The 20,866-nt window shown below is 37.2% G+C and carries 18 protein-coding genes and 1 rRNA gene; all 19 read right to left on the bottom strand.

The window, feature by feature from the left end; all coding sequences use genetic code 11:
- Window positions 1-115 precede the first annotated feature (115 nt).
- Window positions 116-1,639: ribosomal RNA gene (locus HYG86_RS16795) — 16S ribosomal RNA — on the bottom strand.
- A gap of 494 nt (window positions 1,640-2,133) precedes the next feature.
- On the bottom strand, window positions 2,134-2,862 hold the full coding sequence (sigE, locus tag HYG86_RS16790) for an RNA polymerase sporulation sigma factor SigE (RefSeq protein WP_425489228.1): 729 nt from the start codon (window positions 2,860-2,862) through the stop codon (window positions 2,134-2,136).
- A 13-nt stretch (window positions 2,863-2,875) separates the two neighbouring features.
- Entirely contained in the window at window positions 2,876-3,733 is an 858-nt protein-coding gene (locus tag HYG86_RS16785) for a sigma-E processing peptidase SpoIIGA (RefSeq protein ID WP_246451981.1), read from the bottom strand.
- A 197-nt stretch (window positions 3,734-3,930) separates the two neighbouring features.
- On the bottom strand, window positions 3,931-4,983 hold the full coding sequence (gene ftsZ, locus HYG86_RS16780) for a cell division protein FtsZ (protein ID WP_213166704.1): 1,053 nt from the start codon (window positions 4,981-4,983) through the stop codon (window positions 3,931-3,933).
- Window positions 4,984-5,001: 18 nt separating this feature from the next.
- Window positions 5,002-6,216: a cell division protein FtsA gene (gene ftsA / locus HYG86_RS16775; RefSeq protein ID WP_213166703.1), complete on the bottom strand. Its 1,215-nt coding sequence runs from the start codon at window positions 6,214-6,216 to the stop codon at window positions 5,002-5,004.
- Window positions 6,217-6,305: 89 nt separating this feature from the next.
- Window positions 6,306-6,650 (bottom strand): small basic family protein, encoded by a 345-nt coding sequence (locus HYG86_RS16770; protein ID WP_213166702.1) that lies wholly within the window; start codon window positions 6,648-6,650, stop codon window positions 6,306-6,308.
- Between the two features lies 1 nt (window position 6,651).
- The gene (locus tag HYG86_RS16765; protein WP_213166701.1) at window positions 6,652-7,374 is read right to left on the bottom strand and encodes a DUF881 domain-containing protein; all 723 of its coding nucleotides are present in this window, start codon (window positions 7,372-7,374) and stop codon (window positions 6,652-6,654) included.
- Between the two features lie 4 nt (window positions 7,375-7,378).
- On the bottom strand, window positions 7,379-8,209 hold the full coding sequence (locus tag HYG86_RS16760; RefSeq protein WP_213166700.1) for a cell division protein FtsQ/DivIB: 831 nt from the start codon (window positions 8,207-8,209) through the stop codon (window positions 7,379-7,381).
- Window positions 8,210-8,218: 9 nt separating this feature from the next.
- Window positions 8,219-9,481, bottom strand: coding sequence for a UDP-N-acetylglucosamine 1-carboxyvinyltransferase (murA, locus tag HYG86_RS16755; protein ID WP_213166699.1), 1,263 nt, complete (start codon window positions 9,479-9,481; stop codon window positions 8,219-8,221).
- A 4-nt stretch (window positions 9,482-9,485) separates the two neighbouring features.
- Window positions 9,486-10,412 carry a UDP-N-acetylmuramate dehydrogenase gene (murB, locus tag HYG86_RS16750; protein WP_213166698.1) on the bottom strand — a complete coding sequence of 309 codons (927 nt, stop codon included), beginning with the start codon at window positions 10,410-10,412 and terminating at the stop codon, window positions 9,486-9,488.
- A gap of 74 nt (window positions 10,413-10,486) precedes the next feature.
- Window positions 10,487-11,578 (bottom strand): putative lipid II flippase FtsW, encoded by a 1,092-nt coding sequence (gene ftsW / locus HYG86_RS16745; protein WP_213166697.1) that lies wholly within the window; start codon window positions 11,576-11,578, stop codon window positions 10,487-10,489.
- A gap of 13 nt (window positions 11,579-11,591) precedes the next feature.
- Entirely contained in the window at window positions 11,592-12,941 is a 1,350-nt protein-coding gene (gene murD, locus HYG86_RS16740) for a UDP-N-acetylmuramoyl-L-alanine--D-glutamate ligase (protein ID WP_213166696.1), read from the bottom strand.
- Between the two features lie 12 nt (window positions 12,942-12,953).
- Window positions 12,954-13,919: a phospho-N-acetylmuramoyl-pentapeptide-transferase gene (mraY, locus tag HYG86_RS16735; RefSeq protein ID WP_213166695.1), complete on the bottom strand. Its 966-nt coding sequence runs from the start codon at window positions 13,917-13,919 to the stop codon at window positions 12,954-12,956.
- Window positions 13,919-15,298, bottom strand: a complete 1,380-nt coding sequence (locus HYG86_RS16730; RefSeq protein WP_213166694.1) for a UDP-N-acetylmuramoyl-tripeptide--D-alanyl-D-alanine ligase — start codon at window positions 15,296-15,298, stop codon at window positions 13,919-13,921. The genes mraY and HYG86_RS16730 overlap by 1 nt, the downstream gene beginning before the upstream one ends.
- On the bottom strand, window positions 15,279-16,787 hold the full coding sequence (locus tag HYG86_RS16725; protein ID WP_213166693.1) for a UDP-N-acetylmuramoyl-L-alanyl-D-glutamate--2,6-diaminopimelate ligase: 1,509 nt from the start codon (window positions 16,785-16,787) through the stop codon (window positions 15,279-15,281). The genes HYG86_RS16730 and HYG86_RS16725 overlap by 20 nt, the downstream gene beginning before the upstream one ends.
- A gap of 105 nt (window positions 16,788-16,892) precedes the next feature.
- On the bottom strand, window positions 16,893-19,031 hold the full coding sequence (locus tag HYG86_RS16720; protein WP_213166692.1) for a stage V sporulation protein D: 2,139 nt from the start codon (window positions 19,029-19,031) through the stop codon (window positions 16,893-16,895).
- Between the two features lie 46 nt (window positions 19,032-19,077).
- Window positions 19,078-19,458, bottom strand: coding sequence for a cell division protein FtsL (ftsL, locus tag HYG86_RS16715; protein WP_213166691.1), 381 nt, complete (start codon window positions 19,456-19,458; stop codon window positions 19,078-19,080).
- Between the two features lie 20 nt (window positions 19,459-19,478).
- Complete coding sequence (rsmH, locus tag HYG86_RS16710; protein ID WP_213166690.1) at window positions 19,479-20,405, bottom strand: 16S rRNA (cytosine(1402)-N(4))-methyltransferase RsmH; 927 nt, start codon at window positions 20,403-20,405, stop codon at window positions 19,479-19,481.
- A gap of 13 nt (window positions 20,406-20,418) precedes the next feature.
- Window positions 20,419-20,850: a division/cell wall cluster transcriptional repressor MraZ gene (mraZ, locus tag HYG86_RS16705; RefSeq protein ID WP_213166689.1), complete on the bottom strand. Its 432-nt coding sequence runs from the start codon at window positions 20,848-20,850 to the stop codon at window positions 20,419-20,421.
- Window positions 20,851-20,866: the final 16 nt, after the last annotated feature.

The raw sequence follows: 20,866 nt of genomic DNA, 5'->3' as shown, positions 1-20,866 counted from the left end.
TCATTTTTACAAGGTGAACATTCTTGATAAAAATGAAGTACGATGCTGACTAAAGCATAGCTTTAGCAGCGATAAGAAGTAGATATCACTTAATGTGATATCAGTGTCTCCTTAGAAAGGAGGTGATCCAGCCGCACCTTCCGATACGGCTACCTTGTTACGACTTCACCCCAATCATCTACCCCACCTTCGACGGCTGCCTCCTAAAAGGTTAGCCCACCGGCTTCGGGTGTTGTAAACTTTCGTGGTGTGACGGGCGGTGTGTACAAGGCCCGGGAACGCATTCACCGCGACATTCTGATCCGCGATTACTAGCAACTCCGACTTCATGTAGGCGAGTTGCAGCCTACAATCCGAACTGAGACCTGTTTTAAGGGATTTGCTCCAGATCACTCCTTCGCTTCCCGTTGTTCAGGCCATTGTAGCACGTGTGTAGCCCAGGACATAAGGGGCATGATGATTTGACGTCATCCCCACCTTCCTCCGGTTTATCACCGGCAGTCTCTCTAGAGTGCCCAACATTACTTGCTGGCAACTAAAGATAAGGGTTGCGCTCGTTGCGGGACTTAACCCAACATCTCACGACACGAGCTGACGACAACCATGCACCACCTGTCTCTCTGCCCCGAAGGGACACTATTATCTCTAATAGCTTCAGAGGATGTCAAGTCCTGGTAAGGTTCTTCGCGTTGCTTCGAATTAAACCACATGCTCCGCTGCTTGTGCGGGCCCCCGTCAATTCCTTTGAGTTTCAATCTTGCGATCGTACTCCCCAGGCGGGGTACTTAATGCGTTAACTGCGGCACAGAGGGTATCTAAACCCCCTACACCTAGTACCCATCGTTTACGGCGTGGACTACCAGGGTATCTAATCCTGTTTGCTCCCCACGCTTTCGCACCTCAGTGTCAGGTACAGTCCAGAAAGTCGCCTTCGCCACTGGTGTTCCTCCTAATATCTACGCATTTCACCGCTACACTAGGAATTCCACTTTCCTCTCCTGTCCTCAAGTCCAGCAGTTTCAAATGCATTACGGGGTTGAGCCCCGCATTTTAACATCTGACTTACTAGACCACCTACGCGCGCTTTACGCCCAGTGATTCCGGACAACGCTTGCCCCCTACGTATTACCGCGGCTGCTGGCACGTAGTTAGCCGGGGCTTCCTCCAGAGGTACTGTCATTATTCATCCCTCTAGACAGAAGTTTACGACTCGAAAGCCTTCATCCTTCACGCGGCATTGCTGCGTCAGGGTTGCCCCCATTGCGCAATATTCCCCACTGCTGCCTCCCGTAGGAGTCTGGGCCGTGTCTCAGTCCCAGTGTGGCTGATCGTCCTCTCAGACCAGCTATCCATCGTCGCCTTGGTAGGCCGTTACCCTACCAACTAGCTAATGGACCGCGGGCCCATCCTACAGCGATAAATCTTTCCTCCATAAACCATGCGATTCATGAAGCGTATCCGGTATTAACATCAGTTTCCCGATGGTATCCCGAGCTGTAGGGCAGGTTGCCCACGTGTTACTCACCCGTCCGCCACTAAGTTAAGTAAAAAGCAAGCTTTCTACTTAACTCCGTTCGACTTGCATGTGTGAGGCATGCCGCCAGCGTTCGTCCTGAGCCAGGATCAAACTCTCCATTAAATTGAAAAGTTATATCATTCGCACTTCGCTATTGGCAGTTAGCAGTTAGCTAAATACTAATAACTTAATGCGTTGATTACTGACTTCAGACTTTCGTCTGGTTTTAATCACTTTAAACTCAAATTCGAAATTAACTTTTACCAAGTTGTATTTCTTATGGTATAGTGCTGTTCAATTTTCAAAGAACTGTCAGTAGCTCGTGCTACTTTTTTTACTCAATCACCTCTCGGCGACAAAGACTATCTTATCATTTTTAATGCATCTTGTCAATACTTTTTTTACTTATTTTTTATTTCGAAAATACCGGCCCCTACAATATAATTGTAGGGTTATTAGATTTTTATTAGAAAATAAAAAGTTGCTTGTGTTAAGCAACGTAGACTAATATATCATTAAAAATCATGATGGTCAATGTAATTTTATGGGAATAAATGTTTAGATTTATTTTTAAAAAGTTTAGCTAAATAAAACCCATGCATCAGCATGGGTTTAGACTACTCCATTTTACTTATTTCTTTTTTTAGCCTTTTAATAATCTTTTTTTCAAGCCTAGATATATATGATTGGGATATTCCCAGTATTTCTGCAACATCTTTTTGTGTTTTTATATTTCCATCTTGCAGCCCAAATCGTAATATCATAATTCTTTGCTCTCTTTTGGATAGTTTTGTTAGAGCTTTTGCTAAAAGGTTTCTATTTACTTCTTGTTCTAAATCTTTATGTATAATATCAGGTTCTGTGCCCAGCACATCTGATAACAATAGTTCGTTTCCGTCCCAGTCTATATTCAGGGGTTCATCAAGGGAAACTTCAGACTTAATTTTATTGTTCCTTCTTAGATACATCAATATTTCATTCTCTATGCATTTTGAACCATATGTGGCTAGTTTTATTTTCTTAGCAGGATCAAATGTATTAACAGCTTTTATAAGTCCTATGGTACCGATAGATACAAGGTCTTCAATATTAATTCCTGTGTTTTCAAATTTCCTAGCAATATACACAACAAGACGAAGGTTATGTTCTATTAAAAGCCTTTTTACCCCTTCATCACCTCGTTGCAATTTCTCCATCAGATAGCTTTCTTCGTCATTTGTAAGGGGTGGAGGCAATGCTTCAGTGCTTCCTACGAAATATATATCGTTTCTTTCTAGACCAATCAAAGAGTAAATCTTAGATCTTAAAAGTCTCCATTCTAACTTTAATTTCTTCATCAAATTCAAAATTAAAACCTCCTTAAAATACTATACTAGGATGAATCAATGCATCAAATTCAGGATGCATCCGCTTCTCTTTTAAACACAGGGCAATTAAACATTCAACTTTTGTTTTCTTACCTTTGTTAATTAGGCTAACTTCCTTAGGCTTTATAGCCACTAACATCTCCTCTCCCCCCATTGACCTAAAAGGAACAAAAAAGACTCTTTGTTTTGAATTAGTGGGGATAAACCACATCTCTTCTTGTTCAAACCATTTAGTCCATTCTTCACCGAGATAGTTTTTAAAGATTTTCCCCCTTGCAATAACCACAGGAAGTTTTGTGATAGGGTCATAGAGGGAGTTACCTGTGTCAACAAACCCTTTGATGCTAAAAACACTTTTATCCATTAAGATTTCCAAGTCACAATACAAGTTCTTATTGTTAAATAAACTTTTTACACTTATTATAAATATTCTTACCATAGGTGGAAATATGACTAAACCAACAAATAAAATGATAATGACAGTAATTTTTCTTGCATCTAGTATTGGATTTAATATAAACAGTGGTCCATCCCTCTCTAACATCATCCAATAAAGTAACCCTGCCCCAATGAAAGAAACTATTAATAAGGACATTCCTTTTTTTATTATTGAAGCTAAAGGGTTATTGCCAAAAACTATATATACTATTAATAGAAAAAAGATTGTCTTTATCAACAAATTGTTGAAAATATTTGGCCATAACATAAGTAAAATGCTGTAACTTGAACCGACAATTGAAGCAATTACTTTTCTAGTGAAAGGAATTTTTTGTGGGTAAATAAAATCTTGAAGCTGCAATATAATATAGCAAAGTAGAAAATTCACGATAAATGTTAAATCTAGATACATAATCAAGATTTATCCCCCCCTTTAAATGATATATTAGCACATACATTGTGCAAAACGTGTCTAAACTTGACAGAGATATATAAAAAATAATGATTTCTTTTGTCGCATTTTGTGTATTTCCTATGCAATAATAAAAAGTCATATATTAAGTCCCTTTTAAGAGCATAAAAAAAGAGCCAGTGGCTCTTTTTTATGTATTATTTGTTAGATTTTTTTCTCATAAACGCAGGTATGTCGTAATCTTCTCCATCGAAGGTGTTAACATCCCAGTCAGTGAAACTTTTAATTTTGTCTGCTTTTGGTTCATCAAAACCAGTTGCGATAACGGTTACTTTTATCTCATCACCTAAGGTTTCATCAATAACGGCACCAAAGATAATGTTTGCCTCACTATCCACAAAATTCTCAACTACACTAGCTGCAGCTTGAACTTCATGAAGACCTAAGTCAGCACCACCAGAGATGTTTAAAAGTACACCCTTAGCTCCGTTAATAGATGTTTCTAAAAGTGGACTAGAAACAGCTTGTGTAGCTGCATCCTCAGCCCTTTTATCGCCAGTAGCTGTCCCAATACCCATAAGAGCAGAACCAGTATCTTTCATGATTGTTTTAACGTCTGCAAAGTCAAGATTAATCAAACCAGGTACCGCTATAAGATCAGAAATACCCTTTACACCTTGTAGTAAAACATTATCTGCCATTTTAAAGGCATCTAACATTGAAATCTTCTCAACAATTTGAAGTAGTCTATCATTTGGTATCACGATTAATGTATCTACTTTTTCCTTTAGGCTCTCTATACCTTTTTCAGCGAAATTCTGACGCTTTCTTCCTTCAAAGTTAAAGGGCTTTGTGACAACGCCAACTGTTAGAGCACCTTGCTCTTTAGCAATCTCTGCCACTATAGGAGCCGCACCAGTTCCTGTTCCTCCACCCATACCGGCAGTCACAAAAACCATATCTGCACCCTTCAGTGCATTTGCTATCTCTTCTCTAGTTTCTTCAGCAGATTGACGGCCAATATCAGGATTTGCACCAGCACCTAAACCTCTAGTGATTTTCCCTCCTATTTGTAGTTTTACATCTGCTTGAGATTGATGTAAAGCTTGGGCGTCTGTATTGACCACTATAAAGTCAACACCTTTTAACCCAGCACTTATCATTCTATTAACAGCGTTACTACCGCCTCCACCAACACCAATAACTTTTATATGGGCAAACTGTTCCATATCCATATCGAACTCAAACATGTATATTCCCTCCTGTTATTAACGAAAAAATTCATTAAATAGTACTTTAATTTTGTCAAAGAATCCTTGACTTACACTGTTTGATTTTTGAGGTGTAGAGGGCAGTATAGAATTACTCACTACATACTGAATAATTCCTGTACCAGTTGTAAATGCTGGGTCAGCAACTCCGATGAATTGTGGTTGATAAATTCTAACGTTACCACCTAGTTGTGACTGAGCCAATTCAGCAATCCCTGGTAGGGAAGCAACTCCACCAGTTAAAACTATGCCCCCTGGCATAATTTCATCATACCCTAGTTTACTAAGCTCTTTCTTAATTAGGTAAAAAATCTCTTGGACTCTAGGCTCAATGATACCAGTAAGTTTGTTTGTACTTACAGTAACAGTTTCTTTACCTACTGTGGTTATTTCGAAACCCCTATCGTTCTCATCAAATAAAGTTGTACCAAATTTCAGCTTTATTTTTTCACCTTCAGCTAGAGGTATTCTCAAGCCTTTGGAGATATCGCTGGTTATATGGTCTCCACCCACAGGAATTACGATTTTATCCATTAGGTTTGAATTTTGGAAAATAGCTACCTCAGTGGTACCTCCCCCAATGTTAACAAGTACAGCACCTAACTCTTTCTCATCTGGTGTTAAAGCTACTTCACCAGTTGCTAAACTACTAAGTACAAAGTTCTCAACAGCAAGACCTGCTCTTTCCACACATTTACGTAAGTTTCTCATTGCAGTTGTGGTAGCTGTAAGAATAAGAGCTTCCACTTCAAGGCGTACACCAATCATACCTACAGGATCTTTAATGCCGTCATAACCATCTACTATAAAGTTTATTGGTATGCTATCGATTATCTCTCTTTCAGGAGGAATCGCAACAACTTTGGCAGCCTGAAGTACTCTGTCATAGTCATACTCAGAGATTTCCTTGTCTTCACCGGAAACAGCAACTACTCCTCGGTTCTTTAACATTTGTATATGGGCACTGGAAATTCCAACAAAAACAGAATCGATTTCGACACCTATCATTCTTTCTGCCTGTTCAACTGCCTCTATGATTGACTTAACTGTTCCATCTAAGTCAACTATAGAACCTTTCCTCAATCCCAGGGACTTACTTTGTCCAATCCCGATAATGTTAACATTGCCATCTCTATCTTGTTCTCCCACTATAACCTTAGTGGTTGATGTACCTATATCCAAGCTTGCTATAATTGATTTATTCCGTGGCAAATCTTTCACCTCCCCAGGTAAACAAAAAGTTAACACAATATAAATTCAACACATTAACGTCAATTTCCTCTTTATTTTTAGATATTTTTTTATTTTTTTGAGAAAAATTTATTAAGCAGTATTCTCCGCATAATTGCAAGATTCTGAAAGAGTCTAACACCAAAAGCAAATATAGCAGCTAGGTATAGATCTACACCAAATCTCTCTCCTAGATTAACCAAAAGAGCAGCTAAAATGATATTCCCAAAAAATCCTGACATGAAAACGTAATTATCATAATTCTCCTCTAAGTATGCCCTAACTCCACCAAAAATTGAGTCAAGGGCAGCCAAAAGTGCAATGGATAAATAATGTGCGTACTGAAGTGGTACGGAGATTGTAGAGGTCCATCCCAGTGTTAATCCAACAAGCAGACCTAATATAGGCAATAACATACTATTCACCTTCCTTTACAGGCTGTAAAAATTTGAAGTCAATTTTACCCTTGTAGGAAGGAACAAAAACATCTTCTAACACATCAACTTCTATTTCTATTCCCCAAAAACGTAGTTTTTCTACTATACCACCACGCATATTAAGGGAACTTTCTAGGTTCCTCATGTCACCAATTGCAGAAACAACGTAAGGCGGGGCAAGCCTGGTTTGATTTACCAAAATTACTGGCCCGGCACATGAGATCTCACTTTGGGCGACGATCCTTAACCCATTTACAGAAATAGCTTCCGCTCCTGCAGCTTTTAGTACATTAACTACGTTTAAGAGGTCTTCATCATGTACAATAAAAAGGTTTGGATCCTCGTACTGATTAGACTCGCTTGTGGCGTCATTTATTGTAACCACAACACCTTGCCCCTTCACATCCGTTAGCCCTGCTAAATGTCTAATTTGATCTAACTCTTGTGTTAGTATTTCTGCGGTGCTCTCTCCACTTACGGATTTAGTCCTATACTCATTTAGCAATCTTTCCAACTCACTAATATGTGTCTCTAGATTCTCATTTTTATTAACCAATTCTATAACTTTACTTCTTAATTCTGTATCTCTCACACCAGTGGTCAATTCCACATCTTGTTGGGTTCTGAAATTGATGGCCATCATAAAACCCAATATTAAACAGATCAATGTGAGTGCTAAAGTAGAACTTTGTTTTCTATTCACTTACTTATCCCTCCACAGGTTTAAAAATTATATTTCTGCCTCTAATGTCGATAGTTCCTTTTTGATTTTGATTCTTCTGTATGTTCATTATCTGAATAATTTCTTCCGCTTTTTCCTGTGTAAGATTTCTGAATTCACCAATTTGAATAGTAAAATTATCTAATGTATAAAGATAAATTGAGTTGGGGCTTTCAATATTTACTTCCGCAACAGCGTGTAGAAAATGGTTTGGCAAATGTTTTAGCGTCTCTGCTAATTCTGGAAAAGAACTAGCACTTTCTTGACCAATTACTATGGGAACACTTAGACCAACAATTGATGATAGATTGGGTAACACCTCACCCTCTTCATCAATTATTTGGGTCTCATTGTTTCTCATGATTTTATACAATGGACGCCTTTCAACTATACTTACATCAATGGTTCTGGCCAGGAAATTCCTATCTACATGAATTTCCTTAATCCATTTAAGTTCCTTTATGGAATCCTCAAAATGATCATTACTCGTTGAAAAAAAATTGGCTTGTCCTACTTTTGGCAAATGATCGAGAATTTCTTGCTCTTCAAGCAAGAAATTCCCATCTAAGCTCAAACTCTGAATTGTGGCATGGTTGGAGTTTAGAAATATGTGAAATGACAGGGCTACTACTAAAAGCAGGAAAAATACTGAAACAACCTTAATAACTTTTACACCGTCAAAATTTATAATTTTCTTCTTAGTAGGTTTGTTTGATATTATGTGGGACATATCTCTCTTTTTCTTAGAGAAGTCGATCACATTATTAGCATATGGCTTTTTCTGATTTTTTGGTGTAATACTTTGTCTTCTTCTCATATTCTCCCCCTAATCATCAATTCTTCTTATATTTCCTCCAATTTGAGTAAAGAGATCTTCAATTCTCTCATAACCTCTATCGATGTTGAAAACACCTTCAATGGTGGTGGTGTTTTCAGCTGCTAATCCACCTATTACTAAGGCTGCTCCTGCCCGTAGATCCGTTGCTTCCACATAAGCACCCGTTAGCTGTTTTACACCCCTAATGACTGCAGTTCTGTTGTCAGTTTTTATGGATGCCCCCATTCTTCGAAATTCATCAACATGCTTAAAGCGACCATCAAATACGTTTTCTATTATAATACTAGTTCCTTCGGCCATAGATAAACCTATCATCATAATTGCTTGCATGTCTGTGGGAAATCCTGGGTATGGAGCCGTTCTTATATGGTCAACGGCCTTTAAAGCTTTAGAGCCTTGTACTCTGATTTTATTATCACACTGTGTAACTATGGCTCCCATTTCCTTCAACTTAACGATAGTTAAGTCTATATGCTCAGGAATTACATTGTTCACTGTCACATCTCCACCGGTCATGGCAGCTGCCATCATTACAGTCCCAGCTACAATTCTATCAGAAATGATTTTATGCTGACAATGGGATAATTTATCTACTCCAATGATTTTAATTTCAGCAGTTCCTGCGCCGGATACCTTTGCACCCATCTTATTTAAGAATATTTCTAAGTCAACTATCTCAGGTTCTCTAGCTGCATTTTTAATTACTGTAACACCTTGTGCCTTGCAGGCAGCCATCATGATATTTTCCGTAGCACCAACACTAGGGTAATCTAAATATATTTCCGCACCTTTTAAACCATCGCAGGTTGCAGTTATATAACCGTGCCTTTCAACTATTTTTGCCCCTAGTGCACTTAATCCTTTAAGATGTAAATCTATTGCCCTATTGCCTATATTACATCCCCCTGGGTATGATACTTTCACATTATTAAATCTACCTAACAAAGGACCCATTAGAAATATTGATGATCTCATAGAACGCATTAATTTATCTGGTACTACGTAATTGTTAGCACCTGTTACATCTAAGGCTATATTTTTTTGAGCTTTATTATACTCTACCTTAACCCCTAGACTCTCAAGAATTTTCAGCATCATGGTAACATCAGATAAATCAGGAACATCTTCGATCAGACACTGGTCTTCACTCAATAAAACTCCTGCCAAAATTGGTAAAGCAGCGTTTTTTGCTCCGGGTATAGTGACTTCTCCTACTAAAGGGTTTCCTCCTTTTATAATTAGTTTTTCCATGGGGTTAAACCTCCTCTAATTTTAACCCCCCGCCCATAAACTTAACTTCAGGCTGTAAAACTAAATTGAATTTTTTATTTACTTCTTTTCTTGCTACATTCATTAGTTCTACAACTTCAGATGCTTTTGCTTGCCCTATGTTTACAATAAAGTTTGCATGTTGTTCAGATATTTGTGCATCACCTATAGTGTAACCTTTTAAACCTGTGGCTTCAATTAGCCGTCCAGCACTATCATTGGGAGGGTTTTTGAATATGCTTCCAGAATTGGGGAATTGAACTGGCTGTTTCTTATTCCTCTTTTTTATAATCTCATTTTTAATGGTTTTTAGGTCACGAGAACTTCCACGCATAAGCTGGAGTTGTGCTTCTAGTATCACATGGCAACCATTTTGAATAATAGACTTTCTGTAAGAAAAACCCATTTCTTCTTTAGGTATAGTTTCAACCTCTAGTGTTTTTTTATTTATCACCTTTACCCAGTTTATCATATGACCAATTTCAGTGGTTCCGGTTCCGGCATTCATGGTTAAAGCCCCACCGAAACTTCCAGGAATACCTACTAATCCCTCTAGCCCACCCAACCCTTCTTGGATAGTAAAATTAATCAATTTCCCCAATGGGAAACCACTGAAAACATCAACCTTTTGCCCGTCGACAATAGGTTTTTGTTCGCTAGAGTAAACTTTTATAACTATTCCCCTGATCCCTTGGTCGCTTACTATAAGATTTGAACCATTACCTATTATAGATACATCTAGGTTTTTCTCGCGCGCCAGTTTCATGGTTTTTATTATTGTGTCAACATCATCTGCTAAAACTAGTATATCTGCAGAACCTCCAATTTTAATTGTGGTATGTTTATACATTTTTTCAGCAAAAGTCACTGTTTTGCCTAATACTTTAGTTAGCTGGTCCTTTAGTGTCTGCATTTAAAAACCATTTCCCTTCTGTTACATTATCCATTTTATGCCCAATTTTTTTAAAGGTTACACCAATTTCATTCTTAATTTATGTATCTAGATATATTTAATATAATTCCTAAACTTGCCAGTGTAATCATCAGTGATGTTCCACCATAACTAATCAAAGGTAACGTTATACCTGTTGTAGGCATAGACGAAGTTACTACACCTATATTTATGATAACTTGCAGGGCAATCATTGCTGTTAACCCCATGGCTAGGTAGCTTCCGAATGTATCGTTTGATTTTATTGCAATGTCAAACCCACGCCAAACTAAAATAGCAAACAAAATTATGATGAAAGTTGCTCCTAGAAAACCTAGTTCCTCGCAAATAATAGAGAAAATAAAGTCATTTTGGGGTTCAGGCAAAAAACCCATTGTCTGCCTACTTTGTCCAAGGCCCACACCTAGCAAGCCACCCCCTGCAATTCCATATAGTGATTGAATCACCTGCCATCCACCCCCTGTAGGGTCCTGCCATGGATCCATAAATATGGTTAAACGCTTAAGCCTATAGCTTGCGGAAGTGGCTAAATAAATTAGACCTGGTATACTAAGGGATGCTAACCCAATAAGGTGTCCCATCTTTGCTCCAGCGGCGAACAACATAACACCAATTGTACCCACTATGGAAATACCTGTTCCTAAGTCAGGCTGTAACATAATTAGTCCAAAGGATAGACCAACTACTGTGAGGAGCGGTACAATTCCAGTAAAAAACTTTGTTAAACGCTCTTTGTTTGCCATATAGTTTGCAGAAAATAATATCAATGCAAACTTTGTAAAGTCAGAGGGCTGAAATTGCATGAATCCTAAATTAATCCATCTTTGTGCTTCGTTTCTAACAACCCCGATTCCTGGTATTTTTACAGCTATTAATAGTGCAAAGTTTAAAAAGAAAAATAGCGTAATAAATTTTCTCCATTGCCAAAAATTAAAGTTAGAACATACATACATTCCCACAAGTCCAATAATGGCATATAACATTTGTCTTTTCAAAAAATAAAGACCATCATTATATCTATTCATCCCTTGATGATAACTTGAACTAAAGACCATCACTAGACCGATACCTAATAAAATAAATGTAACAATTATAAGGACAGAGTCTGGTGATTGTTTCCTTTTCATCTCTCCCACCACCCTATTTATAGATTAGTTCCTTAAAAGCCTTCCCTCTTTCTTCAAAGTTGTCAAACTCATCCCAGCTTGCGCAAGCTGGTGATAACAAAATAATGTCATTTTCCCTTGAGAGTTCTTTGGACAACTTAACTGCTTCTTCAAAGGTTTTTGCCTGATGGTAGCTAGTGTATTTCGCGTCATCTAGGGATTTTCTGATTTTATCCCCAGTAGCTCCAAAAACTATTGCTTTCTTAGCTTTTGTCATAACATAACTGGCTAATTTGGCAAAATCTTCACCTTTGTCATAACCACCTAACAAAACTATAACTTTCTTTTCAAATGAATCTAAGGCTTTAAGGGTGGAGTCTGTGTTAGTAGCTTTTGAATCGTTATAGTATTTCACCCCTTGTATGGTGTCAACATATTCTAGTCTATGTTCTACACCTACAAAGGATAATACAGCTTCTACAATTTGATTGTTAGTTAGGCCCATTATTTTACCAATAATTATCCCTGAAGCGATGTTTTGTAAATTATGATTACCTGGTACCTTTAAAATATTTGAGCTGCAAATTACTTCGTCAATATTATCTTTACACCAGAAGATATTTCCCTCTTTTACATAGACTCCTTGTTCTACTTTATTCTTAGTATCAAACCAATAGACTTGAGCTTTACATTCTTTGGCTATTTTTTTACAAACAGAGTCTTCGTGGTTAAGTATTGCAAAGTCTTCAAAGGTTTGATTCAAAAAGATTTTTTTCTTCTGGTTAATATATTCATCATATGTTTTATGTCTATCTAAATGATCTGGAGAAAAATTAGTTATTAAAGATATTTTTGGTCTAAACCTTTTTGTGCATTCCAGTTGGAAGCTGCTGACTTCTGCAACAATAAGCTCTAAATCCTTTTGATACACTTGTTCTGCTAAAGAAAAACCTATATTTCCTCCAACTGCAGTTTTTCTTCCAGCCTCTTTGAACATATGTCCTACAAAACTTGTGGTACTTGTTTTGCCATTTGTACCGGTAATAGCTATAACAGGGGCGCTATTTATACTATTTACAAATTCTATGTCTGTAAAGACGGGTATGTTTCTACTGATACATTCTTGCAGAAAGGGAGTATCTAGGGGTATTCCAGGATTTTTAATAATGAAGTCTGGTTTATTATCTAACAAGTAACTTGGGTGGTGTCCAATAACATACTCGATACCTAGTTCCCTAAGCTGTTTTAAGTATATCTCCAGCTTGCTCTCTTCTCCACCATCGTTTACTAAAACATTTGCTCCTAGCTTTTTTAGAACTTTTGCTATACCTGTACCTGTTCTTCCTGAGCCTATGATTAAAACATTTTTATCCTGAAAATCCATATATACATCTCCTTATCTATAGTAACTCATCCACAGACCAATTGCTGTCAAGGTGAATAATAATTGTACAGACCAGAAAGCTAAAACTATCTTCCATTCAGACCATCCTAGTAACTCAAAATGATGATGTAATGGTGACATGCGAAATACTCTTTTTCCTGTTAACTTAAAGGATGTAACTTGTATTATTACAGATAATGTTACTATTACATAAATTCCACCTAGGGGAATTAATAGTAGTTCAGTTTTTGTTAAAATTGCTATGGTGGCAAGGGCTCCACCTAATGCCAACGACCCTGTATCACCCATGAAGGTTTTTGCAGGGTTAACATTGTAAACTAAAAAAGCTAAAACTCCACCTAAAAGAGCAACACAGAAGATAGCTAATCCTGTCTGCCCTTGAGATATGGAAATATAAAAACCACCTATTATTGAAAAGGCAAAGGTTCCAGCTAGCAAACCATCAACTCCATCAGTTAAGTTAGTGGCATTACTAGTTCCAAGTAATACAATTAAAATAAATGGTAAGTATAGTATACCTAATTCAATTTCCCCAAAAAAGGGTACTAAAACAGCTGTGCTATGATTTATGGATCTTAGTGCAACAAAAATCAGTATTGCTACTAAAAGTTGTCCCATTAGTTTTTCCCTAGCCTTTAGTCCCAAGGATCTTTTTAGGACTACTTTTATGTAGTCGTCTAAAAAACCTATTATGCCATAACCAATGGTAGCAAATAGTGCAATAAATATCAATGGGTCCCTTTTACCAAAAATCAACACTCCCACCAGGGTGGCTGCCAAAAATATAACACCACCCATAGTTGGGGTCCCTGATTTTGCCATGTGGCTTTTGGGTCCATCTTCCCTTATGCTCTGACCAACTTTGAGTCGAGTTAGAAGGGGGATGAATATAGGTGCTGTTAATATACCGACGAAAAAAGTAGTAAGTGCTGTAAATATTAGTGCTCTCTCTTCCATTAAAACTCCTCCTTAATCATCGCAACTATTTCTTCCATTTTAACTCCCCTGGAACCTTTCACTAATACTGTATCAGCTTGCCTAATATGGTGCATAATGTTTCTGGCAGCCTCGTGAGAGTCTTTATACTTAGCCATTTCCCCTTCGAAACCTTGACCTTGAGCACCTTTTAAAATATCCCCACTAAACTGTCCAATGGCTATGATGGTACTTACATTATTTGAGGCAGCAAAAGCACCAACATTAAAATGTGCCTCTTCGCTATAGTCTCCTAGTTCAAGCATATCACCTAAAATAGCAATTTTTCTTCCACTTGCGCCTTTGTACTCTTTCAAAACCTTAAGAGCAGCTAAAGTTGATGTTTCACTGGCATTGTAACAATCATTAATTACAACCAAGTCATCTCTTAAGTTTATAATTTCGGTTCTCATACTGGTCATCTCAGGACTTACTAATCCTTGAATTATGAGCTTTTCATCTAATTTTAGTACATGGCCAACTGCAATGGCGGCCAAGCTATTTATTACGTTGTGATCTCCTAAAAGTGGTATGGATGCACTAAAATCATATCCTAGACCCTTAACTTGGAAAGTTGTTTTATGGTTATAGCTAGTTATATTGTATGCACATAAATCGTTTTCTTTTGACAAACCATAGGTTATCCTTCGTGGTAATTGTGAATATATTTTCTTTAAATATTCATCATCACCATTTATAATAGCGACACCATCTTGGGACATATGATTAAAAATTTCGCTTTTAGCTTTTAGAATATTATCTTTAGTTTTTAAATGTTCTAGATGGGATTCACCTATATTAGTTATGATTCCCACATTAGGCTTTCCTATTTTTGACAATAGGTCAATTTCACCCAATTGACTCATTCCCATTTCCAGTACAGCTATTTCATGATGTGGTTCACATTGGAGAATCATCAGAGGAAGACCTAGCTCATTATTTAAATTGCCTAGGGTTTTAAGTGTTTTTCCTTTACCCTTAGCTATAGATGCAACCAGATCCTTTGTAGTAGTTTTCCCATTACTACCTGTAACACCGATCACAAAGGTAGACAACTTTTCTCTATATCTTTCAGCTAATTTCTGCAGTGCAGATTGATTGTTTTCCACTAATATGAATTGGCAGTTAAGATCTTTATCTAAATATCTTTCGCTCTCTATTAATACACACTTACATCCCTTTTCTATAGCACTTTTTATATAGGAGTAACCGTCCACATTTTCCCCCACAAAAGGAACAAACATGGAATTGGGCGAAGCTTTTCTACTGTCAATAACACAACTTTCGATAACAATTCCACCATTGTTTGTCAATAGCTCACCATTAGTAAAATCCACTATTTCATTTACTGTCAATCTCATTTAAATCAAGCTCCCTTATTATATATTCGGCCACAGATTTATCATTAAACTCATATGTCTTATCACCGATAATTTGGTATGTTTCATGACCTTTTCCTACAATTAGTATTATATCACCTTTTTGGGCAAATTTTACAGCTTTCTCGATGGCTTTTTTTCTATCTAATATTATTTCATATTTACTATCTTTAAATCCCCCAATAATATCATCAATAATTTTTTCAGGGTCTTCATTTCTCGGATTATCATTGGTTACAATGGAAAAATCAGCGTATTTTTCTGCTATTTGTGCCATTATAGGTCTTTTACCTTTGTCTCTATCTCCCCCACAACCAAAAACAAGAATAATTCTATTTTGTTTTATAATAGTTGCAGTTTTAAGAACATTTTCTAATCCGTCAGGTGTGTGGGCATAGTCTACAATAACAACAAAATCTCCATTAGACCTAACCCGTTCGAACCTCCCACTAACACCATCTATGTTACGAAAAGCTTTTTGTATTTCTATTAATGACATCCCTTCTATTAATGCAACACTAATAGCCGCTAAACAGTTGTAAACTCCAAACTTCCCAACTAATTTTGTTTCAATCTCTATATTTCCTTTCCATGTTTTCAGACTAAATTTCGTGCATTTCAACGAGATTTCAATATTGTGTGCAGCCACGTCAAAGTCCCCATCAATTCCGTAAGTGATCAGTGTGCACAGACTTACTGATTGAAAATAACTATAATTTGGATCATCTCCGTTTAGTATAACCATTTTACCCTTACCGTTTTTCTCTCCTTGTGTTCCTAGGGAGGTAATAAACATTCCTTTAACCAGTCTATAATTCTCAAATGTTTTATGAAAATCTAAATGATCTTGAGTTATATTAGTAAAGACAGCTATATCATAATCTGTCCCCTTAACCCTATGGTTTGCCACAGCATGTGAAGAAACTTCCATACACAGGTATTCACCACCACTAACTAGCAATTCGTGGGCCATTTTTTGAGTTTCAAGTGCATTAGGAGTAGTATTCTTTGCCGCATAAGTAGCATCTCCAGTATTATGTCCCATGGTTCCCAAAATTCCCACTTTACTTTTTTTGTCCCTTAGCAATTTTGCAATAAGATGAGTAACCGTGGTTTTCCCATTTGTACCAGTGACACCAACTACTTTTAGCTTTCCAGTTGGGTTATTATAAAACCTTGAAGCCAAAATCCCAAGTATTTTATTTGTGTCTTTAGTTATTATTAATTTACTCCTTAGGTTACTTACGATTTTGTTGTTCTTCATAAAAGATCTATTAACTACTACTGCAGTGGCGCCCTTATTGATTGCCTCCTCAATGAATATATGTCCATCTACATTTGCTCCAGACAAAGCTACAAAAAGAGAGCCATCCAGTACTTCCCTTGAATCTACAGTTACAGAAGTAACTTCACTTAATTCGTCAGTGCAAAGTTCAACATGTAAACCAGCAAATAAATCCTTAATTTTCATAATATCCCCTCCTATCCCGCCTAAATATAGGGTATTATTATCTCCAAAAAAAAAGAATTTATTTTGGAAAAAATTTAAAAAAGGGGTTGAGGAAAGACCTCAACCCTATTGCACCGGAGGAGTAAACTCCACTACTACTGTGGTATTTGTATTGACTATTTCCCCAGGTTGTGGCCTTTGTTCAACTGCCACACCACTACCCTTTATTTCTACATTTAAGTTCAGTAAACCTAGTAGTTCCTTTACTTCCCTTATAGTTTTACCTCTAAGGTTCGGCATAGTTATTTCGTCGGCTTCTCCATTAGGTTGTTTGTTTGTGTATACTACTATTGTGGAAGTGATTGGCATTTCAATACCAGCCATTGGTGTTTGAGCAACTATATATCCGCCATCACCTTCTATTTGCAAATTAAATCCACTTAATTCTAAACTGGGAAAAGCTTCTTCCACTGTAAGATTTATAAGATTTGGTATTACTGACATAGCAGGGGGTTCAGTCTCAATCTCAGCATCGTTTGGTGGCACATCCAGTACTTGTAGTACATCTGTCAATATTCTTCCAGCAATAGGGGCAGCTACTTGTGACCCCCACTGTGGTCCTTGGCTTGGCTCATCAACCATTACATAGATTACTACCTTGGGGTTTTCCACAGGTGCAAACCCTACATATGAAAGAATATAGCTCCCTGGCATATATCCTCCACCAGAAGGATTAATTTTCTGGGCAGTACCAGTCTTTCCACCAGAAGAGTATCCTTGAACCTGCCCGAATCTACCTGAACCGTTGATTATCACACTTTCTAAAACTTCTATCAATTCATTAGCCGTTGGCTCAGAAATTACCCGTCTAACTACACTGGGAGTATTTTCTTTAACCAACTTTCCGTCTTTATCATAAAATTCCTTTGCTATGTAAGGTTGCATTAGTTGACCACCGTTTACAACGGCTGCTACTCCCATTATTTGTTGTATAGGCGTTACTGCGTTACCTTGCCCAAAAGATGAGGTCCCAAGATCAACTAAACTAAATCTAGGGCTATCTATATCAAAAAGAATTCCAACTTGCTCACCAGGCAAATCTATGCCTGTTCTACTTCCAAAACCAAACCCATGGATGTATTCAAAAAGCTTTTCTTTACCAAGTTTCATTCCTAAATCAATGAAGCCAGGGTTACATGAATTCTCAGCTACTTGTATAAACGTCTGGGACCCATGTCCGCCCCTAGCTCTTCTCCAACAACCAAGTTTAGTTCCAGCTACTTCATAATATCCGTTACAGTAATAGCTGTCGTTTATAGAAAAAATATCTTCTTCTAGACCTGCTGCGTAAGTAATGATTTTAAATGTGGAACCTGGTTCAAAACTATTTGATATAAGAGGATTCCTCCAATTTGCTTGGGGGAATAGCCCATAGTTTTCCGGATTATAATCTGGCATTGAGGCCAGTGCTAATATCTCACCAGTATATGGATCAACAACAATTGCTCCTGCAGATTTAGGTGCGTGTGTGAGCATTGCTTTTTGTAATTCTCTCTCAACTATATGTTGAATCCTGCTATCTATGGTCAATACAATATCCATACCATCTTCAGGGGCTCTATATTCTTGAACTCCGTCTGCGATCTCTCTTCCCCTTGCGTCAGATTCATAGACAATCTGCCCAGTTTTACCCCTAAGTTCTTTTTCATACTGAAACTCAATTCCTTCAAGCCCTTCATCAATACCTGCAAAACCTAGAACATGACTTGCAAAACTTCCATTTGGGTAGAATCTTTTTGTTTCAATAGTTGTTCTTATTCCAGGAAAATTCAATTCCTTAACCTTTTGAGCAACTTCATCTTCAACTCGCCTTTTCAAATATACTGATGAAGCGTCTCTAGTGATTCTATCTTTAACTGTTTCAACGTCCATATCTAATACCACTGCCAATTCAGTAGAGATTTTATCAGCTAAGCCAGGATCATCTTTCAAAGCATTTTTTACTTCAGATGGTATAGCAACTATGGTTTCTGCAGTTGCACTACCTGCTAATAGTTGCATATTTCTATCAAAAATTTCTCCTCTCATAGGCCTTACTACAAGGTCTCTGGTCCACTGAGCTTGAGCTTTATTCAGGAATTCTTCACTTTTAAAAAACTGTATCCAAAACAGACGAACAAACAATAGTGTAAAGATAAGGGTAAAGATGGTTAGTGTTGCAAGCAACCTTTTTCTCACATGAACATTAGATACCTGTTCTTTCATACTTCCTCCCCCAATTTATCGAGTATTATTATCATTTAATCCCATTTTAGTTTCCGCTTCCCACGAAGATCATTTGCTCTGGATTAGGTGATTTAAGACCTATCTCATTGATTGCAATTTGTTCTATTCTAGTTAAGGCACTTAATCTTGCCACTTCTAACCTCAAATGTTTTTGTTCTTCAACAGTTTGGGTGTACTCATTCTTTAATGCTAACAATTCACTATTGGCACTAGTAATTATCGATGCTCTGTATATTATGAAGACTCCTACCGCCACTAAGAATGCTACTAGTAGACCTGTAGATATAACAGGACTTAAAACTGTCCTTTTTGCCTTAACAGTTGTTTCTTTGGGTGCGGGTGCTATGGTTGGTCTTTGAAATTGATAATTCATACTCTCTTTTTTAGCTGCTACCATCTTATTCATTCCTCCTTACCTTTAGAACATCAAACTCCCTCTGCAACCCTTAACTTTGCACTCCTTGCCCTGGGGTTTTCTTCTAGTTCTTCTACACTAGGTTCTATTGGCTTTTTCGTTATTATTTTAACTTTTCTCTCATGATTACAAACACAAACTGGATATTCCTTAGGACATATGCACTGAATAAAATTTTCTTTGTATATATTCTTAACTATCCTATCTTCCAACGAATGAAATGTTATAACACTGATTCTTCCACCATTTTTTAATGAATCTATGCCTTGTTGTATACCCGTCTTTAGAACACCTAGTTCATCATTCACTGCAATTCTTATTGCTTGAAATGTTCTTTTAGCTGGATGAGGTCCATCTTTGCGTGCACCTTTGGGAACCGCCTTTTTTATAACATCAACCAATTCCAGTGTAGTGTTTATTGGCCTATATTCAACAATAAACTGAGCTATTCTCTTTGCCCATTTTTCTTCACCATAGTCTCTGATAATTTCGAAAATCTCTTGTTCCTTCCAATTGTTAACTACTTCCATAGCCGTTAAATTGTTTCCTCTGTCCATTCTCATGTCCAGTGGTGCGTCGTGGTTGTAGCTAAAGCCTCTTTCACCTAAATCCAATTGCGGGGAAGAAACCCCTAGATCAAAAACTATCCCATCCACTTTCTCAATTCCTATATCCTCAAGAACATCTTTCAGATTAGAAAAGTTTGATTTATATGGTATAAAGTTATTTCCAAAAATTTGGAGCTGATTTTTGTTGTAATCAAGTGCATATTGATCCTGATCTATACCAATGACTTTACACTGGCCATCAAGTCTATGAAAAATTTCTTTGGTGTGTCCACCACCACCAAGGGTACAATCCACATAAACTCCATTGGTTTTTAAGTTTAGGCCATCTATTGTTTCCTTTAACAGCACTGTGGTGTGATCGAATTCCATATTTTATACCCTCCTAGATATCGAAGTCTACAATTTTTTCTGCAATTTCTTCAAATGATTCTTCAGCAGTTAAGCTATATTTTTCCCAGTTTTCTTTACTCCATATTTCAACCCTGTTAGATACCCCGATTATTACAGCATCTTTATCTATCTTACTATATTCACGTAAATTTGCTGGAATTAGTATACGACCTTGTTTGTCCAGTTCACACTCAGTAGCCCCAGAAAAGAAAAACCTAACAAAGGCTCTGGCGTCAGCTTTTGTAAGAGGAAGCTTCTTTAGCTTTTCTTCCATTATTGCCCATTCATTGTGAGGGTATACGAATAAGCAATTATCAAGTCCTCGGGTTAAAATAAATTTTTCTCCCAAGTCATCTCTAAATTTAGCAGGGACAATAATTCTGCCTTTAGTATCAAGGTTATGTTGAAATTCACCTAAAAACATTTTTACCCCCCACTTT

It is taken from the genome of Alkalicella caledoniensis (assembly GCF_014467015.1).
Taxonomy (GTDB): Bacteria; Bacillota; Proteinivoracia; order Proteinivoracales; family Proteinivoracaceae; genus Alkalicella; species Alkalicella caledoniensis.
Note: the sequence above shows the minus strand (reverse complement) of the source record. Positions and strands in the feature narration are given on the sequence as shown.